At 64.0% G+C, this 20,748-nt stretch carries 15 protein-coding genes; 9 read left to right on the top strand and 6 right to left on the bottom strand.

Annotated elements, in window-relative coordinates; genetic code table 11:
- The first annotated feature begins 2 nt into the window (after positions 1 to 2).
- The 5 genes from KLP40_RS10770 to KLP40_RS10750 all read left to right on the top strand — a co-directional run bounded on the left by KLP40_RS10770 (position 3) and on the right by KLP40_RS10750 (position 9,346).
- Positions 3 to 887, top strand: coding sequence for a hydroxypyruvate isomerase family protein (locus KLP40_RS10770; RefSeq protein ID WP_215593784.1), 885 nt, complete (start codon positions 3 to 5; stop codon positions 885 to 887).
- Between the two features lie 245 nt (positions 888 to 1,132).
- A complete protein-coding gene (locus KLP40_RS10765; protein ID WP_215593783.1) occupies positions 1,133 to 1,903 on the top strand; it encodes a 3-keto-disaccharide hydrolase in 771 nt (256 codons plus the stop codon).
- A gap of 189 nt (positions 1,904 to 2,092) precedes the next feature.
- A complete protein-coding gene (locus KLP40_RS10760) occupies positions 2,093 to 3,811 on the top strand; it encodes a pyruvate dehydrogenase complex dihydrolipoamide acetyltransferase (protein ID WP_215593782.1) in 1,719 nt (572 codons plus the stop codon).
- Between the two features lie 278 nt (positions 3,812 to 4,089).
- On the top strand, positions 4,090 to 6,660 hold the full coding sequence (locus KLP40_RS10755) for a TonB-dependent receptor (RefSeq protein WP_215593781.1): 2,571 nt from the start codon (positions 4,090 to 4,092) through the stop codon (positions 6,658 to 6,660).
- A 346-nt stretch (positions 6,661 to 7,006) separates the two neighbouring features.
- Positions 7,007 to 9,346, top strand: coding sequence for a S9 family peptidase (locus KLP40_RS10750; protein ID WP_215593780.1), 2,340 nt, complete (start codon positions 7,007 to 7,009; stop codon positions 9,344 to 9,346).
- Positions 9,347 to 9,502: 156 nt separating this feature from the next.
- Here the strand turns inward: KLP40_RS10750 and KLP40_RS10745 are convergent, their stop codons facing one another.
- Both KLP40_RS10745 and KLP40_RS10740 read right to left on the bottom strand, forming a co-directional pair.
- A complete protein-coding gene (locus KLP40_RS10745) occupies positions 9,503 to 9,913 on the bottom strand; it encodes a response regulator (protein WP_215593779.1) in 411 nt (136 codons plus the stop codon).
- A 29-nt stretch (positions 9,914 to 9,942) separates the two neighbouring features.
- The gene (locus KLP40_RS10740) at positions 9,943 to 13,452 is read right to left on the bottom strand and encodes a PAS domain-containing sensor histidine kinase (RefSeq protein WP_215593778.1); all 3,510 of its coding nucleotides are present in this window, start codon (positions 13,450 to 13,452) and stop codon (positions 9,943 to 9,945) included.
- A gap of 250 nt (positions 13,453 to 13,702) precedes the next feature.
- Between KLP40_RS10740 and KLP40_RS10735 the strand changes: the two genes are divergently transcribed.
- The 3 genes from KLP40_RS10735 (at position 13,703) to KLP40_RS10725 (ending at position 15,928) form a co-directional block, all read left to right on the top strand.
- Positions 13,703 to 14,182: a hypothetical protein gene (locus KLP40_RS10735; protein ID WP_215593777.1), complete on the top strand. Its 480-nt coding sequence runs from the start codon at positions 13,703 to 13,705 to the stop codon at positions 14,180 to 14,182.
- 129 nt (positions 14,183 to 14,311) lie between these two features.
- Positions 14,312 to 14,848, top strand: coding sequence for an ATP-dependent protease subunit HslV (hslV, locus tag KLP40_RS10730; RefSeq protein WP_215593776.1), 537 nt, complete (start codon positions 14,312 to 14,314; stop codon positions 14,846 to 14,848).
- 108 nt (positions 14,849 to 14,956) lie between these two features.
- Complete coding sequence (locus tag KLP40_RS10725; RefSeq protein ID WP_215593775.1) at positions 14,957 to 15,928, top strand: deoxyhypusine synthase family protein; 972 nt, start codon at positions 14,957 to 14,959, stop codon at positions 15,926 to 15,928.
- A gap of 81 nt (positions 15,929 to 16,009) precedes the next feature.
- Here KLP40_RS10725 and KLP40_RS10720 read toward each other — a convergent pair whose 3' ends face one another.
- The 3 genes from KLP40_RS10720 to KLP40_RS10710 form a co-directional block, all read right to left on the bottom strand.
- Entirely contained in the window at positions 16,010 to 16,816 is an 807-nt protein-coding gene (locus KLP40_RS10720) for a DUF3667 domain-containing protein (RefSeq protein ID WP_215593774.1), read from the bottom strand.
- 213 nt (positions 16,817 to 17,029) lie between these two features.
- Positions 17,030 to 17,407 (bottom strand): hypothetical protein, encoded by a 378-nt coding sequence (locus tag KLP40_RS10715; RefSeq protein ID WP_215593773.1) that lies wholly within the window; start codon positions 17,405 to 17,407, stop codon positions 17,030 to 17,032.
- Positions 17,408 to 17,430: 23 nt separating this feature from the next.
- Complete coding sequence (locus tag KLP40_RS10710; RefSeq protein ID WP_215593772.1) at positions 17,431 to 18,744, bottom strand: cystathionine gamma-synthase family protein; 1,314 nt, start codon at positions 18,742 to 18,744, stop codon at positions 17,431 to 17,433.
- Positions 18,745 to 18,882: 138 nt separating this feature from the next.
- On the opposite strand from KLP40_RS10710, the gene KLP40_RS10705 reads away from it, so the two are divergent.
- Positions 18,883 to 19,224: a hypothetical protein gene (locus KLP40_RS10705; protein ID WP_215593771.1), complete on the top strand. Its 342-nt coding sequence runs from the start codon at positions 18,883 to 18,885 to the stop codon at positions 19,222 to 19,224.
- A gap of 196 nt (positions 19,225 to 19,420) precedes the next feature.
- Here the strand turns inward: KLP40_RS10705 and KLP40_RS10700 are convergent, their stop codons facing one another.
- Positions 19,421 to 20,437: an N-acetylmuramoyl-L-alanine amidase family protein gene (locus tag KLP40_RS10700; RefSeq protein WP_394370026.1), complete on the bottom strand. Its 1,017-nt coding sequence runs from the start codon at positions 20,435 to 20,437 to the stop codon at positions 19,421 to 19,423.
- Positions 20,438 to 20,748: the final 311 nt, after the last annotated feature.

Raw genomic sequence — 20,748 nt, 5'->3', positions numbered from 1 at the left:
CCATGGCCACCTGGAACCGACGAGCCGCCCTGAAGGGCCTGATAACCGGCACGGCAGCAGTAGGTACGCTGGGCGTTTCGGCGGCGTGTGCAGCCGAGGACCAAAAAACCGCTTCAATACCCTTGAAGAACAACCTGAAACAGTCGGTGTGCCGCTGGTGCTTCGGCAAGATGCCCCTGGACGAGCTGTGCGCGGCGGCTAAGGAAATGGGCCTCCGGGGCATCGACCTGGTGGGCCCCGCCGAGTGGCCCACGCTCAAAAAGTACGGCCTCGACTCGCCGATGTGCAACGGCGCGGAAATCAACCTCACCGACGGCTTCAACGACCCCGAATTCCACGCCCAGCTGCGGCAGCGCTACGCCGCCATGATTCCGCAGGTGGCGCAGGCCGGCTACACCAACCTCATCTGCTTCAGCGGCAGCCGCCGCGGCCTCTCCGACGAGGCCGGCCTCACCAACTGCGTGGCGGGCCTCCAGCCGCTGATGGAACTGGCCGCCAAGCACAAAGTGGTGCTGGTGATGGAGCTGCTCAACAGCAAAATCGACCACCCCGACTACCAGTGCGACCGGACCGCCTGGGGCGTGGCGCTGGCCAAACGGCTGAATTCCGAGCACTTCAAGCTGCTCTACGATATCTACCACATGCAAATCGACGAGGGCGACGTCATCCGCACCCTCACCGCCCACCACCGCTATATTGCCCACTACCACACCGCCGGCGTACCCGGCCGCCACGAGCTCGACGACACCCAGGAGCTGAACTACCCCGCCATCATGCGCGCCATCCAGGCCACCGGTTTCCAGGGCTACGTGGCCCAGGAGTTCATGCCCCGCCAGGCCGACGGGTTAAAGTCGTTGCGCGAGGCGGTGCGGCTGTGCGACGTGTAGCGCCGAACCCATCAGAACGTCATTCCGAGCAGCGCGAAGAATCTCGCCTCATTGAACGATGTAGGGACGCGACACTTCGCGTCTCCCGCCAGAACGAATCGGCCGCCCCAACGTCAGCAACGAGGAGACGCGAAGTGTCGCGTCTTTACAATCGATCAATGAAGCGGTAGAGATGCTTTGGCAAAGCGGATGCCAGATGAAGCATGACGTTCTTTACTTCCACCTGCCTTACCCTTTCCCTGCCCATGAAACCCGCCTTATTCCTTCCCGCTTTACTTATCAGCCTGTCTGCCGTGGGCCAGAACCAGCCGCAAGGCAAACCCGAGGAAACCGAAGTCTGGAAACCGGTGCCGAAGGTGGTAGCGGCTACCGGCGTGTTCACCGCGCCGCCCTCCGATGCGGTGGTGCTCTTCAACGGCCGCGACCTGACGCAGTGGGTATCGGTGGAGGACCGCACCAAGCCGGCCGGCTGGAAGGTGGCCGACGGCGTGCTGACCGTGGATAAGAAGACGGGCAACATCGAAACCAAGCAGAAATTCACCAACTACCAGCTGCACTTAGAGTGGCGGGTGCCCGCCACCATCAGCGGCAAGGGGCAGGTGCGCGGCAACAGCGGCCTGTTTCTGGCCTCGCTGGGCAAAGGCGACCTGGGCTACGAGCTGCAGATTCTGGACTCGTACCAGAACGAAACGTACGTGAACGGCATGGCCGGCAGCATCTACAAGCAGTTCATCCCGCTGGCCAACCCCACCCAGAAACCCGGCCAGTGGCAGTCGTACGACGTAGTATGGACCGCGCCCACCTTCAAGCCCGACGGCTCCTTGCTGACGCCCGCCCGCGTGACGGTGCTCTTCAACGGCGTACTGGTGCAGAACAACACCGAGTTGAAAGGCGCCACCGTGTACATCGGCCCGCCCAGCTACCAGCAGCACGGCCCGTCGCCCATCAAGCTTCAGTCGCACGGCGACCCGAGTGAGCCGATCAGCTTCCGCAACATCTGGGTGCGGGAGCTGTAGTAGGTACACCGAACGAGGGTCGCCAGGCCGCCGCCAGTGGGGTGGGGCAGACCTCACAAAGAATGGTTTAGAGGCGGCAGCAGGCGAAAATTCGCTCCCGACCGGCACCGGCTTCGGCGAGACTTTCGTTTGCACCCCCGGATTTTCGGGCTAATTTTGACCCCACTCAACCCAACGACGACGACGCAGATGGCCGAACTCATAAAAATGCCCAAGATGAGCGACACGATGACCGAAGGGGTCATTGCTTCGTGGCTCAAAAAAGTAGGCGACAAAGTAAAATCCGGGGATATTCTGGCCGAAGTGGAAACCGATAAGGCCACCATGGAGCTGGAAAACTACGAGGATGGCACCCTGCTGCACATCGGTCCGAAGGAAGGCGAAGCCGTAGCCGTGGATGGCCTGCTGGCCATTGTCGGCAAGGAAGGCGAAGATATTTCCGGCCTGCTCAACGGCTCGGCTGCTGAGCCGGCTCCCGCTGCCGAAGCACCGAAAGCCGAAGCCCCCAAAGTGGAAGAGGCTCCCGCTGCTCCCCAGCCCGAAGCCCCCAAAGCCGAGGCCCCCAAGCCGGCCGCCCCGGCCGCTCCCGCCGGCAACGGCAAGAAGGCCACCGTCATCCGGATGCCGAAAATGAGCGACACGATGACCGAGGGCACCATTGCCGCCTGGCTGAAGAAGGTCGGTGACAAAGTAAAATCCGGCGACATCCTGGCCGAAGTGGAAACCGACAAGGCCACCATGGAGCTCGACAACTACGAAGATGGCACCCTGCTCTACATCGGCCCCAAGGAAGGCGAAGCCGTGGCCGTAGACGGCGTGCTGGCCATCATTGGCGAAGAAGGAGCCGACGTGCAGGCCCTGCTCGGGGGAGCTCCCGCGCCGGCCGAAGCCGCCCCGGCTGCGGCGGCCGAAGCCTCTGCTCCGGCTTCCGCTTCCACCTCGGCGCCCGCGCCGGCTGCCGAAACCGCGCCCGCCGCTGCCGGTGGCCGCATCTTCGCCTCGCCCCTGGCCAAGAGCATTGCCAAGGACAAAGGCATCGACCTGAACACCATCAAAGGCTCCGGCGAAAATGGCCGCATCGTGTCCCGCGACCTGGAAGCCGCCCCGGCCGCGGCTCCGGCACCGGCCGCTGCTCCGGTGGCCCAGCCCGCCGCCGCTCCGGCTCCGCAGGCTGCTCCGGCTGCTGCTCCGGCCCCTGCGGCCGCCCCGGCCGCCCAGCCCGCCGACGGCACCTACACCGATACGCCGGTGTCGCAGATGCGCAAAGTCATTGCCCGCCGCCTCTCCGAGAGCCTGTTCACGGCTCCGCACTTCTATCTGACGATGGAAATCCTCATGGACCGGGCCATGGAAGTGCGCACCCAGCTCAACGGCCTCTCGCCGGTGAAGCTCAGCTTCAACGACATGGTCATCAAGGCCGCCGCCGTGGCGCTCAAGCAGCATCCGGCCGTCAACTCGTCCTGGCTGGGCGACAAAATCCGTCAGAACCACGTGGTCAACATCGGGGTGGCCGTGGCCGTGGATGAGGGTCTGCTGGTGCCCGTGGTGCGCAACGCCGACGGCAAAGGCATGTCGCAGATTGCCACCGAGGTCAAGGAGCTGGCCGGCAAGGCCAAGAGCAAGAAGCTCCAGCCCGCCGAGTGGGAAGGCAGCACCTTCACCATCAGCAACCTGGGCATGTTTGGCATCGAGGAATTCACGGCCATCATCAACCCGCCGGATGCCTGCATCCTGGCCGTGGGCGGCATCAAGCAGACCGCCGTGGTGAAAGACGGTGAACTGGCCGTGGGCAACGTGATGAAGGTAACGCTCAGCTGCGACCACCGCGTGGTGGACGGCGCTACCGGCGCGGCCTTCCTGCAAACGCTCAAGAGCCTGCTCGAAGATCCGCTGCGCATGCTTATCTAAGCTCAGCCGCCGCTTTTTCTGAAAGAAGCCAGTCCCTTGCCGGGGCTGGCTTTTTTTGTTGGTACTTCGGGCCCTGTGCTAGCCGGCCTGCCAGCGGATGGCGGGGCAGGGAAAAAAGGGGAAACGCCGGAAATCAATAGTACTGCGGCGCCTGAGGGGTTGATTGGGAAGGGGAGGAGGAGATAATTCCTTGGTTTTCCGGCAAAACGGCTATACTTGCCGCCGGTGGGCGTTGCGCCGGCGGCACCCGATTGTGAATTGCTCAATCGAGACTCTGTATGAAGAAGAATCTACTTGCCATTACGCTCTGCGTGGCCAGCGCCACTACCGCTTTCGGGCAGGGACAGACGCTTGCCGGCCGGGTCCTCGATGCCGCCGGCAAACCCGTGATTGGGGCCACGGTGGTGGAAAAAGGCACCAACAACGGCACCGCCACCGACAACGACGGCCGCTTCGTGCTCAAGGCCCGCTCGGCCGCGCCGCGCCTGCAAATCAGCTCCATCGGCTACGGAGCCCAGGAGGTGGCCGGCAGCGGGGAAGTGAGCGTGCGCCTGGCCGACGCCACCAACAGCCTCGGCGACGTGCAGGTGGTGGGCTCGCGCAGCCAGAACCGCTCCGTCACGGATTCGCCTTCGCCCGTCGACGTGATTGACCTGCGCGAAGTGACCACCAAAACCGGCCAGCTCGACGTGAACCAGTTGCTGCAATTCGTGGCGCCCTCCTTCAACTCCAACCGCCAGACCGGCTCCGACGGGGCCGACCACGTGGATCCGGCTTCCCTGCGCGGCCTCGGCCCCGACCAGACCCTGGTGCTGGTGAACGGCAAGCGCCAGCACCAGTCGGCGCTGGTGAACCTGTTCGGCTCCCGCGGGCGCGGCAACACCGGCACCGACCTGAACGTGATTCCGGCCGCCAGCATCGAGCGGATTGAGATTCTGCGCGACGGCGCGGCGGCCCAGTACGGCTCCGATGCCATTGCGGGCGTGATTAACATCGTGCTCAAAACCGCCGTCAAGGAACTCACGGCCAACGTCAACTACGGGGCCTACGAGGCCAAGTACCGCCGCGACAACGAGCAGTTCGACGGCGGCAACTTCAACGCCAACGTCAACTACGGCCTCGGCCTGGGCGAGAAGGGCAGCTTTATCAACACCACCCTCGACTTCAACCAGCGCCAGCACACCCAGCGCGCCGCCGTGCCGGCCCCCGATGGCCTGGCCCGCCGCGAGTACGGCGACCCCAAGGTGTCGAACCTCTCGGCCTACCTCAACTCCAAGTTCGCCCTCACCGACCAGACCCACATTTACGTGTTCGGGGGCGGCAACAAGCGCCAGGGCGACGCCTACGCCTGGACCCGCTTCGCCGACGACGACCGGAACGTGCCCGCCATTTACCCCAACGGCTTCGACCCCATCATTACCAGCGACATCTGGGATGCCTCGGCCGTGGCGGGCCTGCGCACGAAGCTGGGCGGCTGGGACCTGGACCTGAGCAACAACTTCGGCTCCAACCGCTTCGAGTACGGGGTGAAAAACTCGCTGAACTCCTCCCTGGGCGCGGCTTCGCCCACGTCGTTTGATGCCGGGGGCTTCCAGCTCCAGCAGAATGTGGTGAGCCTGGGCCTGACCCGCAACTACGCCAGCGTGCTCAGCGGCCTGAACGTGGCCGCCGGGGCCGAATTCCGCCGCGAGTGGTACTCGCTCTTCGCGGGCGAGGAAACCTCCTACGCCAACTACGACCCGGCCGGTACGCCCGATGAGCAGCGCCGGGCCAGCGGCTCCCAGGGCTTCCCCGGCTTCCAGCCCACCGATGCCATCAAAGCCGACCGCGACAATGTGGGCGTGTACGTGGATGCCGAGCTGAGCGTGACCCAACGCTGGCTGCTGGCCGGCGCCCTGCGCTACGAAAACTACACCGACTTCGGCGGCACGCTCAACTACAAGGTCTCGACCCGCTACAACCTGACCGACTTCCTGACCCTGCGCGGCACCTACAGCACCGGTTTCCGGGCGCCCTCCCTGGCCCAAATCAACTTCAACTCCACCTTCACCAACTTCATTCAGGGGCAGCCGGTGGAAGTGCTGCTGGCCCGCAACAACAGCCCCGTTACTCAGAAGCTGGGCATTCCGACCCTCAGGCAGGAAACCTCCAACAGCGCCAACGTGGGCCTGACCAGCCGCATCGGCTCCTCGCTGAGCCTGACCGTGGACGGCTACTACATTAAGGTGCAGGACCGGGTGGTGCTCACCAGCCAGTTCGGCAACGACGACCCGGTTATCGGCCCCGATTTGGTGGCCCTGAACGTGGGGCAGGCCCAGTTCTTCGCCAACGCCGCCGACACCCGCTCCCTGGGCCTCGACGTGGTGCTCAACCACACTGCCACCTTGGGCACCGGCCGCCTGAGCTCCACGCTGGCCGCCAACTTCAACCAGCTCAAAATCGACCGGGTGCAGACCTCCGGCCGCCTCACGGGCCGGGAGGACGACTTCTTCGGGCCCCGCGAGCAGGCCTTCGTGAAGGCGTCGGCGCCCCCGTCCAAAATCAACCTCACCTTTGATTACCAGCTCGGCCGCTTCGGCACACTGCTGCGCCTGGTGCGCTTCGCCGGCGTGGACCTGATTGACTGGGACGGCAACCCGATGAACTACGACGCGCGCGTGACCACCGACCTGACGCTGAGCTACGCCCTCACCGACCACCTGCAGATGATTGTGGGCAGCACCAACCTGTTCAACCGCTACCCCACGCTGTTCAACCCCCAGCTCACGGAAACCGGCGGGGCCTGGGACCCGGTGCAGATGGGCGCCAACGGCCGCTTCTACTTCGCCAAGCTGCAGGCCAAATTTTAGTCGATGAAAGGAACGACGACGAGACGCAATATTTTGCGTCTCGTCGTTGAACAACCGAAACCGCGCAATCATAACCCAACGGCAGCCGGCGCGCTGTAGAGACGCGACACCTCGCGTCTCATCGTTGAACAACCAAAACCGCGCAGTTTCAACCTAACGTCAGCAACGGCGAGACGCAAATATGCGTCTCTACAGCGTGCAACAACAAACTGCCGGATGGACCGGGGCCTGGCCCTGCTTCGTCCGGTAGTTGGCGTTTGGGGGCGGCGGGGCGCCCGATTTTGGTGAATGTGTGCTACCTTCCGCCCCACCCGCCGTGGCGGGTTTTCCACCCTCTCTCAATTCCATGCAGAATTACGTACTGACGCTGGCGGCGGCGGTGCTGCTGGCTCCCGCGGGAGCTGCGGCCCAGGCGCGGCCGGCCCTTACCGCCCCGGATTATGCCCGGGCCGAACGTTTTCTGGGCTACAACACCCAGCCCCTGGTAGATGGCAGCGCCGGCCCGCCCAACTGGCTGGCCAACGACCGGTTCTGGTACCGGGTGCTCACGGCCCGGGGCAGCGAAATCGTGCTCGTGGACCCCGCCCGCAACACCCGCACCGCTGCCTTCGACCAGGCCCGGCTGGCGGCGGCCCTCTCGCAGGCCACCAGCCAGCCCTACGAGGCCAGCCGCCTGCCCCTGCGCGGGCTCACGCTCTCGCCCGATGCCAAAACGCTGACCCTCACGGCGGCGGGCAAAACCTGGCGCTACGACGTGGCCGCCGGCCAGCTGACCCCCGCCGCGCCCGAGCCGGCCAAGGGCAAGGACGTCAACGAGGCCAACGAAATCCTGTCGCCCGACGGGGCGCGGGCCGCGTTCATTCAGGACCATAACTTGTGGATGCGCGACACCAAAACCGGCCAGCTCACCCAGCTCACCACCGATGGCGCGCCCGACTACGGCTACGCCACCGACAACGCCGGCTGGACCCACAGTGAGAAGCCCGTGCTGCGCTGGTCGCCCGATTCGCGCAAGATTGCCACCTTCCGCCAGGACCAGCGCCGGGTGGGCAACATGTACCTGACCACCACCAACGTAGGCCGCCCGAAGCTGGAAACCTGGAAGTATCCGCTGCCCGGCGACCCGGACATCATCACGATTGAGCGGGTAATTGTGGAGGTGAGTCCGGCCAGAGTGGTGCGCCTGCAGGTGCCGCCCGACCCCCACCGCGGCTCCCTCTCCGACGATATTTCCAGCAGCGGCACCTTCGACGACGTGGACTGGAGCCCCGACGCCACGCAGCTGGCCTTCGTCTCGACTTCGCGCGACCACAAAGAGGAAAAAATGCGGATTGCTGATGCCGCCACCGGGGCCGTGCGGGAGGTGTTCGCCGAAACCGTGGCCACCCAGTATGAGTCGGGCCAGGGCGCTATCAACTGGCGCTACCTGCCCAAAACCCGGGAAATCATCTGGTACTCGGAGCGCGACAACTGGGGCCACCTCTACCTGTATGACGCCACCACCGGCCGGGTCAAGAACCAGATTACCAAGGGCGAGTTCGTGGTGACCCAGCTGCTGAAAGTGGACGAGCAGGAGCGGCAGCTGTACTTTCTGGCCAACGGCCGGGAGCCTGGCAACCCCTACTTCAGCCACCTCTACCGCATCGGGCTCGATGGCAAAAATCTCCGGCTGCTCACCCCCGAGCCCGGCCACCACCAGGTCACCTTTGCGCCCTCGGGGAGCTACTTCGTGGATACCTATTCCCAGCCCGATCAGCCGGGCATCTCGGTGCTGCGCTCGGCCGCGGGCAAGCTGCTCAGAACCCTGGAGAAAACCGATATTTCCCGCCTCCTCGCCACCGGCTGGCAGCCGCCCACGCCCATCACGGTGAAGGCCGCCGATGCCCGGACTGACCTCTACGGGCTGATGTTCACGCCCACCACCCTCGAGCCCGGCCGCCAGTACCCCATCATCAACTACATCTACCCCGGGCCTCAGGGCGGGGGCGTAGGCAGCTGGTCGTTCAGTGCGGCCCGTTCCGACCACCAGGCCCTGGCCGAGCTGGGCTTCGTGGTGGTCGTCATAGAGGGCAGCTGCAACCCGTTGCGCTCCAAAAGCTACCACGACGCCTGCTACGGCAACATGGCCGAAAACACGCTCTCGGACCAGATAGCCGGCATGCGCCAGCTGGCCCAGCGCTACCCCTACATCGACCTGGCGCGGGCCGGCATCTGGGGGCACTCGGGCGGGGGCTACGCCACGGCGGCGGCCATGTTCCGCTACCCCGAGTTCTTCCAGGTGGGCATCGCCGAATCGGGCAACCACGAAAACCGTAACTACGAGGACGACTGGGCCGAGCGCTACATCGGTCTGCTCAAAACCAACCCCGACGGCACCACCAATTACGACAACCAGGCCAACGCCCTCTTCGCCAAAAACCTGCGGGGCAAGCTGCTGCTGGCCCACGGCCTGCTCGACGACAACGTGCCGCCCTACAACACCTGGCTGGTGGTGGAGGCCCTCACCAAGGCCAACAAGAGCTACGATTTGGTGGTGTTCCCGAACGCGGCCCACAGCTACGGCAGCTCGTCGTACTATATGATGCGCCGCCGCTGGGACTACTTCGTGGAGCACCTGGCCGGCCTCCAGCCCCCCCACGACTACCAGCTCACGCCCGCTGCCGACCCGCGCACGGCGGCCCGGTAAGTGCCGTCCGCCCGCTGCCGCCTGCGCGAAAGAAAGCGCGCCGAAATGGGCCCGGTAGGAGGACGTATTCCCTGCACACAGAAAGGCCGCCCGCCGGATACGTTCCGGCGGGCGGCCTTTCTGTGTGCAGGGAGGCCGGAACCAGCCAAAAACAGCTTATTCCGGCAGACTGCGGCGGAAATGCAGTTGCAGGATATGGTCGATTTTTTCCTTGGTGAGGGGCTTGCTGACCAGGCCGGCAATGTTGAGTTCCTCCAGGCGGCTCAGGTCGCGCGCATCCATGGTAGTGGTGAGCATGATGATGACGGTGGCCCGGTGCTGTACGGCGGGTAGCTGCCGGTAGGCTTCCAGAAAGGCAATGCCGTCCATGCCGGGCATGTTCACATCGAGCAGGATGAGGGCGGGTTCATCCTGGTCGGGCGTGTCGGCAATGATTTCCAGAGCCCGGGCCCCGTCTTCGGCCGTGAGCAGGTGGTCGGTTACGTTGAGTTGCTTGAAGAGCAGCTCGTTCAGGAAATTATTAGTCGAGTCATCGTCGACCAGCAGGATACTCGAAAGCTTCTCCATGAGGAAAAATAAAAGACAATGAGGCCAGCCTAAGCCGGCAATGAAACGGTGAAGGTGGAGCCCTGTCCGGCCTGGCTTTCCACAATGATGGTGCCGCCCGCATTTTCCACCAGCCGCTTCACCGTGAACAGGCCCACGCCCGAGCCTTCTACGTGGGTGTGCAGGCGGCGGAACATGCCAAACAGGTCAATCTGCTGGGCTTCGGTGAGGCCCAGGCCGTTGTCCTGCACCGTCACGGTAAGACGCTCGGGCGTGCAGCGGGCCCGCAGCCAGACCTGGGCCGGCCGGTCGGGGGTGCGGTACTTCACGGCGTTGCTGAGCAGGTTATAAACCACTGAGCGCAGGGTTTTGGGCGCCACGTGGATGGCCTCGCACCCGGCCAGGTCGATGGAGAGGGTGGCCCCGGCGGCTTCGATGAGCGGGGCCAGATCCAGCTGCACGCCCGCAATGAGGGCGGCCAGGTCCATGGTTTCGGGGGCTTCGGTTTGCTGGAGCTGGGAAATATCGGTGAGGTGGCCGATGGTGCGCTGGAAGCGCGTAACCGAATCCTGGATCAGGTCGAGCAGGCGGGCCACCACCGGGCCCTGGCGCACGTGGGCGGGCAGGTCCTGGCGCAGGGCCAGCAGCAGCCCCTCGATGTTGGCAATGGGCGCCTTCAGATCATGGGAAGCGGTATAGACGAAGGTGTCGAGGTCGGTGTTGGTGCGCGTGAGGCGGGCGTTGGTGAGGTGCAACTCCTCGTTGGTTGCCTGCATTTCCCCGTTGATGGTGGCCAGCTCCTCGTTGAGAAACTGCACCTGCTGGCGGGCCCGCACCTGATCCGTTACATCATAAATGAAGGCGGCCACGCCCACAATGCGGCCCTGCTCGCGGTAGGCCTGGTAGGAGAACGTGACGTAGCGCGGGCTGCCGGGGTGGAGGTTGGCCAGGGGCATGTCGAGCACGGCCTGGGGCTCCCCGGTCTCAAATACGACATCGAGCAGCGTAATCAGGCCCGCCGTTTTGATGCGGGGGTACACCTCGGCCAGGGTATGGCCGTGCATGTCGGTGCCCGTCCATTCCTCGGGCGGAAACAGCTCCTCGAAGGCGGGGTTGAAGTAGTCGATGCGGTGGTCGGGTTCGCGCAGCAGCACAATGGCCACCGGGGTCTGGGCAAAAATCTGGTAGAGCTCCTGGCGCTGCTGGGCCCGGCGCTGCACGGCCGCCAGGGCAGCGGCCTGGAGGGTTTCGGCCTGGCGGCGGGTGCGCACCTGCTCCGTAACATCGAGGGCAAATACCAGAATCCCGTAAACTTGTCCTTGGCGGTCGGTGAGAGGCTGGTAGGTGAAATCGAGGTACTGCTGGCTGGCCGGGCCCGTGGGCTGGGCCAGCAGAACCGCAATTTCCTTCCCGATGAAGGGCTCCCCGCTGGTGTACACCTGGTTGAGCAGGGGCAGAAAGCCCTGCTCCACTATTTCGGGCAGCGCTTCGGCCACCGTCTGGCCCAGGCGGGCGCGGTTCCCGGAAAGAGCGTAATACTGGTCGTTGAAGAAAGTGAAGCGGTGGTCTGGTCCGCTGAGCGTGGCCACGGCGGCGGGTACCTGGGCCAGAATCTGACTCAGCAGATTCTGCTGCTCGCGCAGCTGTTCGCGCTGGTCCTGGGCTTCGCGTAGGGCGGCGTGGGCCTGGGCCGTACGCTCCTGCACGCGCACTTCCAGCTGGTCGTTGAGCTGCTGCACCTGCTGGCGGGCCAGCACCTGCTCGGTCACTTCGGTGGCAACCACCATGGCGCCGTAAATGCGGCCGTCATCCTCATACATGGGTACGTACACGAAGTCCCAGTACACCGTTTCGCGCCGGCCGTTCCGGTCGTGCTGGGCGGGCATGGCGTGGGCCACGTAGGGTTCCCCGGTGGCCATTACGCCATCGAGCAGTTCTTCATAGCCCATGCCGGCCACTTCGGGCAGGGCTTCAAACAGGCCCTTGCCGATAATATCCTGCTGGTTGCGCCCCCACAGGCGGCACACGGTAGGGTTGGCCAGCTCAATGATGTACTGCGGCCCGCGGTACACGGCAATGGCCACCGGGGCCTGTTCCAGCACGCGTTCCAGCTCGCCCTGCTGGCGCTCGGCCGCCATCTGGGCCCGTTGGGCTTCCCGGGTGCGGATTTCTACCCGGGCTTCCAGGGCCTCATTACTGGCTTGCAGCTCGCGGTTGAGCTGCTGCACCTGCTGGCGCACCAGCACCTGCTCCGTGACTTCGGTGCCGCTGGCCATCACCCCGTTGATTTCGCCGTTGGCATCGAAGAGGGGCTGAAACGCGAAGCTCACGTAGGCCTGGTTGGCCTGGCCGGTGTGGGTCCGCGTCAGCGTAACGGGGGCATCTACCAGAAAGGAGGCCTGGCCCGTCGCCAGTACCCCGGACAGGACCTGGCCAAAGCCCGGGCCGTCCGTTTCGGGCAGAGCTTCCAGGTAGGGGCGGCCCATTACCTGGCTGACCTCCCGGCCCCAGATGGCCAGGATGGCGGGATTGGCCAGCTCCACGCGCAGGTTGGGGCCCCGCAGAATGGCAATGGCCACCGGCGTCTGCTCAAACACCTGGTAAAGCTGCTCGCGCTGCTGCTCGGCGGCGGCGTAGGCGTGGCGCAGGGCCTGGGTCCGCTCCAGCACCTGGGCTTCCAGATCCTGATTGAGCTCCTCCACCTGTCGGCGGGCCAGCACCTGCTCGGTCACTTCCAGGGCCACATCGAGCACGCCCAGCACCTCCCCCCGGGCATCGTAGAGGGGCTGATACACGAAATTGTAGTAGGTCGTCGTCAGCTCTCCGTTGCGCAGCAGCCGGGCCGGCACCTCCGTGCCCACGTACGGAACGCGGGTGTCGCGCACCTGCTCCATGAGATGCTCAAACCCCTGGCCCCGCAATTCGGGTACGGCTTCGAGCAGGGGGCGGTCGAGCAGTTCGGCCTGCGGCCGGCCCCACATGTCGGCAAGGCGGGTGTTGGCGGCCGTGATGCGCAGCTCGGGGCCCTCAAACAATCCCAGCGCGACCGGGGCCTGGTTGACGAGGGCCTGCCACTGGTTGCGCTGGCGCTCGGCCTCGGCGCGGGCTTCCCGCTCCCGGGCCTGACTGGCGCGCAACGTTTCCTCAATGGTTGTGCGCTCCTGGTCGTTGCCATCCGTGAAGCTGACGACCAAAACGTTCTCGTGGCGCTGGGCCCGCAGCACGTAGTAGCCATCCAGGCCGTCGTGCTGGTACAGGTTCTGGCGCTGCCGGAGCCGGCCCGACTCGAAGGCCTCGCGGTAAAAATCGAATACGCCTATGCTGTTGGCGGTCGGGTACAGGGTCAGGAAGCTTTCGGTGGGATGTTCCGGCAGATTGAGCATCTGCTGGGCGGCCGGGTTGAGGCGCACCCAGTCAAAATCAATAATTTCCGGGCCTTCCGGCGCGTACCGGGGGCGCAGCAGCAGAATGCCGTCGAGGGAAGTCGTCAGTAAAACCTCCACCAGGCCGGCCGGGTTAAAGTCGGGTAGGGGAGGGCTAACAGAAGCAAAATCAGGCATAGAAAGCAGTAGCAGTAAGCGCAACAACCCGGCGCCACGGCCGCGGGGGCCGCTCAACGCTCAGCTGGTCAAAACAGTAACCCGGTTTCCCACCGGCCCGCCCACGGCAGCTCACCGGCTCCCTGCTGGCAAAGGCGGCCGCTCGCCCGGGGCCCGCGCCGCCAGGCAGGCTCGGGCGTAATACGGCCCCGATTATAAAAAGGGGGTAAAATGTATCTTTGAGGCCGATAATTTTTTGCTCCCTCCTACCATGCAGGATGAAATAAACGAACTCCGACGGGTCATGCAGCAGCAGGGCTTCCACGCGGCGTTGCAGTACCTCAACCACCGCACGCCCCACCGCTACACCGGCGTGTTTCGGTTCGATGGGGAGCTGCTGCGCAACGAGGCCTTGTTCGACCGGCTGCAGCCCGCCGTGCAGCAAGGTGCCGACGTGCCGATGGCCGTTACCTACTGCTCCCTGGTCGGGCGCCAGCAGGCTCCGCTGGAAATAACCGATGCCACCACCGACGCCCGCGTGCGGGGCCTCATCGATACGCCCGTGGTTTCCTACTGCGGGGTGCTGGTGCGCGATGCCCAAGGCCAGCCCTTCGGGACACTGTGCCACTACGACCTGCAGCGCTGCCAGGAGCGGACCACCGACCAGCCCCTGCTGGAAGCGGCCGCCTCGCTGTTCTACGAGTACCTGCAGGCCGGCTCCCGGCCCCCGGCTGCCTCTGCTGCCCGGTAAGCCCGGCCGCCACCGTTCCGGCCCTGGGGGCGGCGGCCAACGGGAATCCGGGCCGCCGCCGTTCCGGCCGGATTCCCGTAGCTTTGCTCTTTGCGCCGCCACCGGCGCGCTCTTTCTTCTGAATCCGTTATGAAAATCCGCTCTACTACCGTGCTGGGGGTGCGCCACAACGGCCAGGTGGCCCTCGGGGCCGACGGCCAGGCTACCATGGACAAGCACGTGGCCAAAAGCAACGTGCGCAAAGTGCGCAAGCTCCACGACGGCAAAGTGGTCACCGGCTTTGCCGGCTCCACCGCCGATGCCTTTATGCTGCTCGATAAGTTCGAGGAGAAGCTCGGCAACTACAGCGGGCAACTGCGCCGTGCCGCCATCGAGCTGGCCAAGGAGTGGCGCAAAGACCAGTACCTGCGCAAGCTCGAAGCCATGATGGTCGTCTGCGACCGGGACGAGCTGCTCATCATCGCCGGCACCGGCGACGTGCTGGAGCCCGACAACGACGTGGCCGCCATCGGCTCGGGCTCCATGTACGCCCAGGCCGCCGCCCTGGCCCTGAAAAAGCACGCCCCCCACCTCACGGCCCGCCAGATGGTGGAGGAGGCCCTGCACATCGCCGCCGACATCTGCATATACACCAACCACAACCTCATGATTGAGGAGCCGGTATAGCGTAGTTGTTAGTTATTCGTTGTCAGTTGTCAGGTCGTTTTATCCTGACAACTGACAACGAACAACGAACAACTAACAACTGACAACGACCAACTGACAACCCAATCCATGCAAATCACCAACTTCCTCAAGCACCACTACCGCCACTTCAACGCCGCCGCGCTCATTGATGCCGCTGAGGGCTACAACAAGCACCTGGCCGAGGGCGGTAAGATGATGATTACCTTGGCCGGGGCCATGAGCACCGCCGAAATGGGCATTCAGCTGGCCGAGCTCATCCGCCAGGACAAAGTGCAGATCATCAGCTGCACCGGTGCCAACCTGGAAGAGGACATTTTTAACCTGGTGGCCCACGACTTCTACGAGCGCGTGCCCAACTACCGCGACCTGACGCCCGCCGACGAGCAGGCCCTGCTCGAGCGCCACATGAACCGCGTGACGGACACCTGCATTCCCGAGGAAGAGGCCATGCGCCGCCTCGAGCACTCGGTGCTGAAGTTCTGGGAAAAGGCCGATAAGGCCGGCGAGCAGTACTTCCCCCACGAGTTCTTCTACCAGATCCTGAAGTCGGGCGAGCTGGAGCAGTACTACCAGATTGACCCCAAGGACAGCTGGATGCTGGCCGCCGCCGAGAAGAACCTGCCCATCATCTGCCCCGGTTGGGAAGACAGCACGCTGGGCAACATCTTCGCCGGCCATGTTATTTCGGGCGACATCCAGAACGTGCACACCGTGCGCACCGGCATCGAGTACATGATTTACCTGGCCGACTGGTACACGAAGCAGGCCACCGAGGAAAGCAAAGTGGGCTTCTTCCAGATTGGCGGCGGCATTGCCGGCGACTTCCCCATCTGCGTGGTGCCCATGCTGCACCAGGACCTGGGCCGCACCAGCGTTCCGCTGTGGGGCTACTTCTGCCAGATTTCGGACTCCACGACCAGCTACGGCTCCTACTCCGGCGCCGTGCCCAACGAGAAAATCACCTGGGGCAAGCTGGGCCAGGACACGCCCAAGTTCATCATCGAGTCGGACGCTACCATCGTAGCGCCGCTGGTGTTCGCCATGGTGCTCGGGCAATAGGCCTCCGCATCATCTTGAAAAAAGTCCCGCCGCTGAATTCAGCGGCGGGACTTTTTTGTGTTTGTTGAGGAACGGGCAAAACTACCGAAGTAGCGCCGCAGCGGGCTTACCGACGCGGGCCTGCTGCAGCCGTTGCTGCTCCATCTGCTGCTTCATAGCCTCTTTGAAAGTAGACCAGTTGATGGCGTAGGTAGTAATCACAATCACCAGCACGCAGACTATGTAGCCTAGCATGTAGGTCATGAAGCCGCACCACAGGCGGCGGGCCAGGCTTAGGGTAGTGTGCTTGAGCAAGCTGCCATACGCCCAGGTGGCGTAGGCAACCACCGGCAGCATGAACAACATGCTGGCCATACTAATCTGGTGCGTACCGCTATACGTGTACATGACTGGCAGGTATAGCAAGGCAAAGAAGTTGATGATGGCTGTAACAAAGGCCGCGATAATCAGACATTCGGCGTAGTTGTAGCCGCCGCGCCGCAGAAACCACCGCGCAAACAGCGCCCATACCGGTACCATGGCCACATAGCACCAGCTCAGGTACTTCATGAAGAAGCCGGTGGAAGCTTGCTGCATCTTCCACACTGCCTCGGGCATAGTGGGGTCGCGGGGCGGCATCATCTGAATGTGCAGCACCGACGACAGCAGCGCGTACAGACCCGTTATCATAAACAGCAGCGCCAGGGGCCGAAAATGGTCGACGCGCTTGCCGGCCAGATACTCCCGGATGGTAGGGCCGGGCCGGCGGATCATGGTGCGCAACGTGTACAGAATGCCCTTATCCACGTGCCAGATGCTGTGCAGCACGTCGTGGGGCATGTCGGCCATCGTGAAGCGGTGGGTGTGGTGGGCGTCTTGGCCGCAACGCCCGCAAAACCGGTCGGGCACGGGGTGGCCGCAATTCAGACAGGCCGAAGAGGTGTGCGCCGCTTCTGAAGAATGGGACTGATGCGCGGCAACAGGTGCGGTAGGTAGGGAAACGGAGGGCATGCTGCGGAAGGCAGAGAACAGGTGACGGGAGGATTGAAAGATTAATAATAGGAAATACTATATAAAAAGGCCCGCCGCTGGATTCAGCGGCGGGCCTTTTTGATGTTTTTTTTAGCGGTCAGGATACATACGTTGGGCTTTCAGTAGGGACCAGCTGACATCGTGAATGGTGCAGGCGTGGCGTTTCAGCTCTTCCAGACCGGTTGCCGCAATCCATTGATTAGCGCGGTCATAGAAGTCAAAAAACGGCAGGCCAGCTATAGAGTCTTCGGCCGCCTGGTCGGGGCAATGGATGCCAATGGCCGGATAGTGCGGGTCCAGCCCGGGATTATGCGGGTTGGTTACGGCTATCAGATCAAACGCACTACCTGAGGCCTCGGGTAGGATACCGGGAAAAGCCCAGCGGACTACCTCATGGCATTTGACCAGTAAATCCAGTTCCCAGTCCTGGGGTATATCGATTTCAACAAGGAGGTAGCCGCGTTCCATGCACAAACCTTATGTGGTCTGGCCTACGCTACCTCCGCCACCTCCCGCACTGCTTGCGGCACGCCCACGGCCTCAAACGCTTGGCCTAAATCCAGCATCAGGTCCTGCGGGTCTTCCACGCCGATGCTCAGGCGAATCATCTGGGCGGTGATGCCCATTTCCTTCTGGTCCTCCACGGTGATGTCGGAGTGGGTCATGGTGGCGGGGTGCTCGGCCAGGCTCTCGGTGCCGCCCAGACTCACGGCCAGCTTGATGAGGCGCAACGCATTGAGGAAGCGGAAGGCTTCGGCCTCGCCGCCCTGGATGTCAAACGAAATCATGGAGCCCGGCGAGAGGCAGTGGCGCTGGTAGATGTCCTGCTGGGCGGGGTTGTGCTCGAGGTGGGTAAGGTAGTGGGTGCGCTCTACCAGCGGGTGCGCGCGCAGCCAGTCGGCAATTACCTGGGCCGACTGGGCGGCGCGCTCCATGCGCAGCTTGAGCGTTTCGAGGCTGCGCATGAGCATCCAGCCGGTGTTGGGGTCGCACATGGTGCCCATGAACGTGCGCATGGCCTTGATTTCCTTCATCAGGGCGTGGGAGCTGAGGGCGGCGCCGGCAATGAGGTCGGAGTGGCCGCCCAGGAACTTGGTGGCCGAGTACAGCACCACGTCGGCGCCGTGCCGGAGCGGGTGCTGGAACACGGGGCCCAGGAAGGTATTATCCACCACGAAGCGCACGGGCTTGTCGGGGGTGGCGTACTGGCGGGCCAGGGCGGCGCAGGCTTCCAGGTCGATGAGGTGGTTGGTGGGGTTGGCGGGCGTTTCCACGTACACCATGGCCAGGCGGCCGGGGGCAATAGCGGCGGCCTGGGCCCGCATTTCGGCGGGCGTGGCGGTGGGGCGGAAGCCCACGGCCTCGATGCCGAACTTGCGCAGCACGTTCTTCAGGAAGAAATCGGAGCCACCATACACGGGCTCGGAGTGCAGCACCACGTCGCCGGGCTGCAGCAGGGCCAGCAGCGTGGTGCTGATGGCGGCCATACCGGAGGCGAAGGAGGCCGCTTCCTCGGCCCCGTCCCAGAGGGTGAGGCGGTGCTCCAGGATTTCGAGGCTGGGGTTGTTGAGGCGGGAGTAAATCAGCCCCATTTCCTCGTCGGGGCCCTGCTGGCGCAGGCCATAAGCCAGTTCGAAGAAGGCTTTGCCCTCCTCGGCGTTCCTGAATACGAAGGTGGAGGTCTGGAAAATAGGGGGCTTGATGGCGCCTTCGCTCCAGGCGGGCGTGTAGCCGTAGCTCATCATCAGGCTCTCGGGGTTCAGGCGCTGCCCGTTGATGCAGGCGTGGTCGGTGGGGTTGGTCATGCGGGTGGGAAGTGGAGGGTGGGTGGGAAAATTGGGTAGCGTGAAGTTACCGTTTCCCGCGAACCCGCCCCGAAAAAAGCCGGCATTTCCCACTGCAACCGTGTACCTTCGGGCTCACCCTCCCTTTCCCGCCGCGCCATGTCCTTGGATATTCTGACCTACCTCCAGCACACGACCGAAGCCGAAAAAACGACTTTCTACGTTCATGGCGAGGATGAGGACGGCGAGGAAACCCTTCAGGCCCGGCAGGCGCTGCTGGTAGCCTGCACCCAGTATCAGAAGCTCTTCATCACCCTCGAGCCGCGCCGCCGCTACCTCACCCACAGCCAGGTGCCCGGCGAGGAGGAAGTGGAAATAGACTTCCTCCAGGACTACGAAGAGGTAGAAGCCATTATGGAAGACGCCGGCCTCGACGGCATCTACGACGGCGACCAGGGCGTCCTCTACCACAACCTGCTCTTCCTGTTGATGAACCCGTAATGGAGTTGTCAGTTGTCAGTTGCTGGTTGTCAGTAGAAGAACGTCATTCCGAGCGGAGCCGAGGAATCTCGCGTGCTGACGTTGAGTTACTACTGCAACATCAGCACGCGAGATTCCTCGGCTCCGCTCGGAATGACGTTCTTTTACTAACAACTGACAACTGACAACTGACAACTGACAACTGACAACCAGCAACTCATTTCCGCGTGTAGTCGGCCAGCAGGCCTTCGTAGATCCAGTTGGCCAGGGCCTGACGATTATCGGCGCGCAGGAAGCGTTGCTGGTCGCGGGCGTTGCGGATGTTGCCCAGCTCCATAAATACGGCCGGGGCGTGGCTGGTGCGCACCTCGTAAAGGCCGCTGCGCTCCGATACATTGCCGGCGTAGGGCCGATTCGGCTGGGCGCGGCGGTAGCGGTTGGTGAATACCTGGTGGATGTTGCGGGCCAGGCGCAGGCCGGCCGGGCTGTTGGCGTGGTGGTAGAAAAATACGTCGATGTTCTGGCCCGCGCTCCGGCTATCAACGTGCAGGGCCAGCAGGCGCTGATAGGCCCCCTTGTGGCGGGCGTAGAGTTTGTTGGCCTGGGCAATGCGCTGCTGCAACCGCCGAAGCTGGCTGAGCGGAATGCGTTGGTGCGGGTAGGTCACCTCGTCGTGGTCGATGGGCAGGATGCTCGCGTCGCGGATGCCGTCGTTGGGGTCCTGCACCAGCATGTACACCGTGGCGCCGTGCTCCAACAGTACCCGGGCCAGGCGCAGGGTCACGTCGTAGGCATACTCATCCTCGGCCAGGCGGTAGGCCCCGTACTTGCCAATAGCCCCCGGATCGGGGCCGCCGTGCCCGGCCGAGAGGTAGTACACGGCCCCGCGCAGCGCCCGGTCGCGGACAATTACCCGGGCGTAGGAAGGGCCGAAAACCGGGGCTTGCAGTGCCGAGGCGCTAACCGGAGGGGCCGGGCGGGCGGGCGTAACCGCGCCCGTGGGCAGGCGGTAGGTGCGGCCCGCCACGAGGCCGTTGCCGGCGGTCAGGTTGGCCTTGTTGAGCGTCAGAAACTGCTGGAAGTGCTGGCTGGAGGTGAGGCCGTAGCGGCGGAGCAGGGCGTGGGCCCCGTCGCCGGGACGGGCCACCACGGTGGCAGGCACCCGCTGGGCAAGTACCCCCGGACAAATCAGAAACAGCAGACCAACGAGAACGGAAAAACGCAAAAGCAACAGGGTTGACGAGAGAAAAAGCACCGGGGCCAGCCGGGCGCAAAAACCGGGCAACGAATGCCGCGCCCTCCCCAAGGCCGGGTACCGGACGGGCAGCACACCGGGCAAAAGTACTGTCCCGGAGGGATGCTGCCGGAAGGCAGAACGGTAAACCTACGGCCCTGGCACGACTGTTACAAATCCGCCTGCCCCCCGCAGACCACGGCAGAAGGCCTCCGGGGGCGGGCCCCGGTCTTCGGGCAGAGGGCGGGCGGAAAGCCCCTGTTGGGTGTAGCGCTACCTGAGTCAGGAACGGAAATGCCAGTCTTGCTGGT

Source organism: Hymenobacter piscis (genome assembly GCF_018760735.1).
GTDB lineage: Bacteria > Bacteroidota > Bacteroidia > Cytophagales > Hymenobacteraceae > Hymenobacter > Hymenobacter piscis.
Note: the sequence above shows the minus strand (reverse complement) of the source record. Positions and strands in the feature narration are given on the sequence as shown.

Coding starts and splice junctions, on each gene's coding strand:
- KLP40_RS10770 (WP_215593784.1), top strand. CDS start 3: ATGGCCACCTGGAACCGACGAGCCGCCCTGAAGGGCCTGATAACCGGC.
- KLP40_RS10765 (WP_215593783.1), top strand. CDS start 1,133: ATGAAACCCGCCTTATTCCTTCCCGCTTTACTTATCAGCCTGTCTGCC.
- KLP40_RS10760 (WP_215593782.1), top strand. CDS start 2,093: ATGGCCGAACTCATAAAAATGCCCAAGATGAGCGACACGATGACCGAA.
- KLP40_RS10755 (WP_215593781.1), top strand. CDS start 4,090: ATGAAGAAGAATCTACTTGCCATTACGCTCTGCGTGGCCAGCGCCACT.
- KLP40_RS10750 (WP_215593780.1), top strand. CDS start 7,007: ATGCAGAATTACGTACTGACGCTGGCGGCGGCGGTGCTGCTGGCTCCC.
- KLP40_RS10745 (WP_215593779.1), bottom strand. CDS start 9,913: ATGGAGAAGCTTTCGAGTATCCTGCTGGTCGACGATGACTCGACTAAT.
- KLP40_RS10740 (WP_215593778.1), bottom strand. CDS start 13,452: ATGCCTGATTTTGCTTCTGTTAGCCCTCCCCTACCCGACTTTAACCCG.
- KLP40_RS10735 (WP_215593777.1), top strand. CDS start 13,703: ATGCAGGATGAAATAAACGAACTCCGACGGGTCATGCAGCAGCAGGGC.
- hslV (WP_215593776.1), top strand. CDS start 14,312: ATGAAAATCCGCTCTACTACCGTGCTGGGGGTGCGCCACAACGGCCAG.
- KLP40_RS10725 (WP_215593775.1), top strand. CDS start 14,957: ATGCAAATCACCAACTTCCTCAAGCACCACTACCGCCACTTCAACGCC.
- KLP40_RS10715 (WP_215593773.1), bottom strand. CDS start 17,407: ATGGAACGCGGCTACCTCCTTGTTGAAATCGATATACCCCAGGACTGG.
- KLP40_RS10710 (WP_215593772.1), bottom strand. CDS start 18,744: ATGACCAACCCCACCGACCACGCCTGCATCAACGGGCAGCGCCTGAAC.
- KLP40_RS10705 (WP_215593771.1), top strand. CDS start 18,883: ATGTCCTTGGATATTCTGACCTACCTCCAGCACACGACCGAAGCCGAA.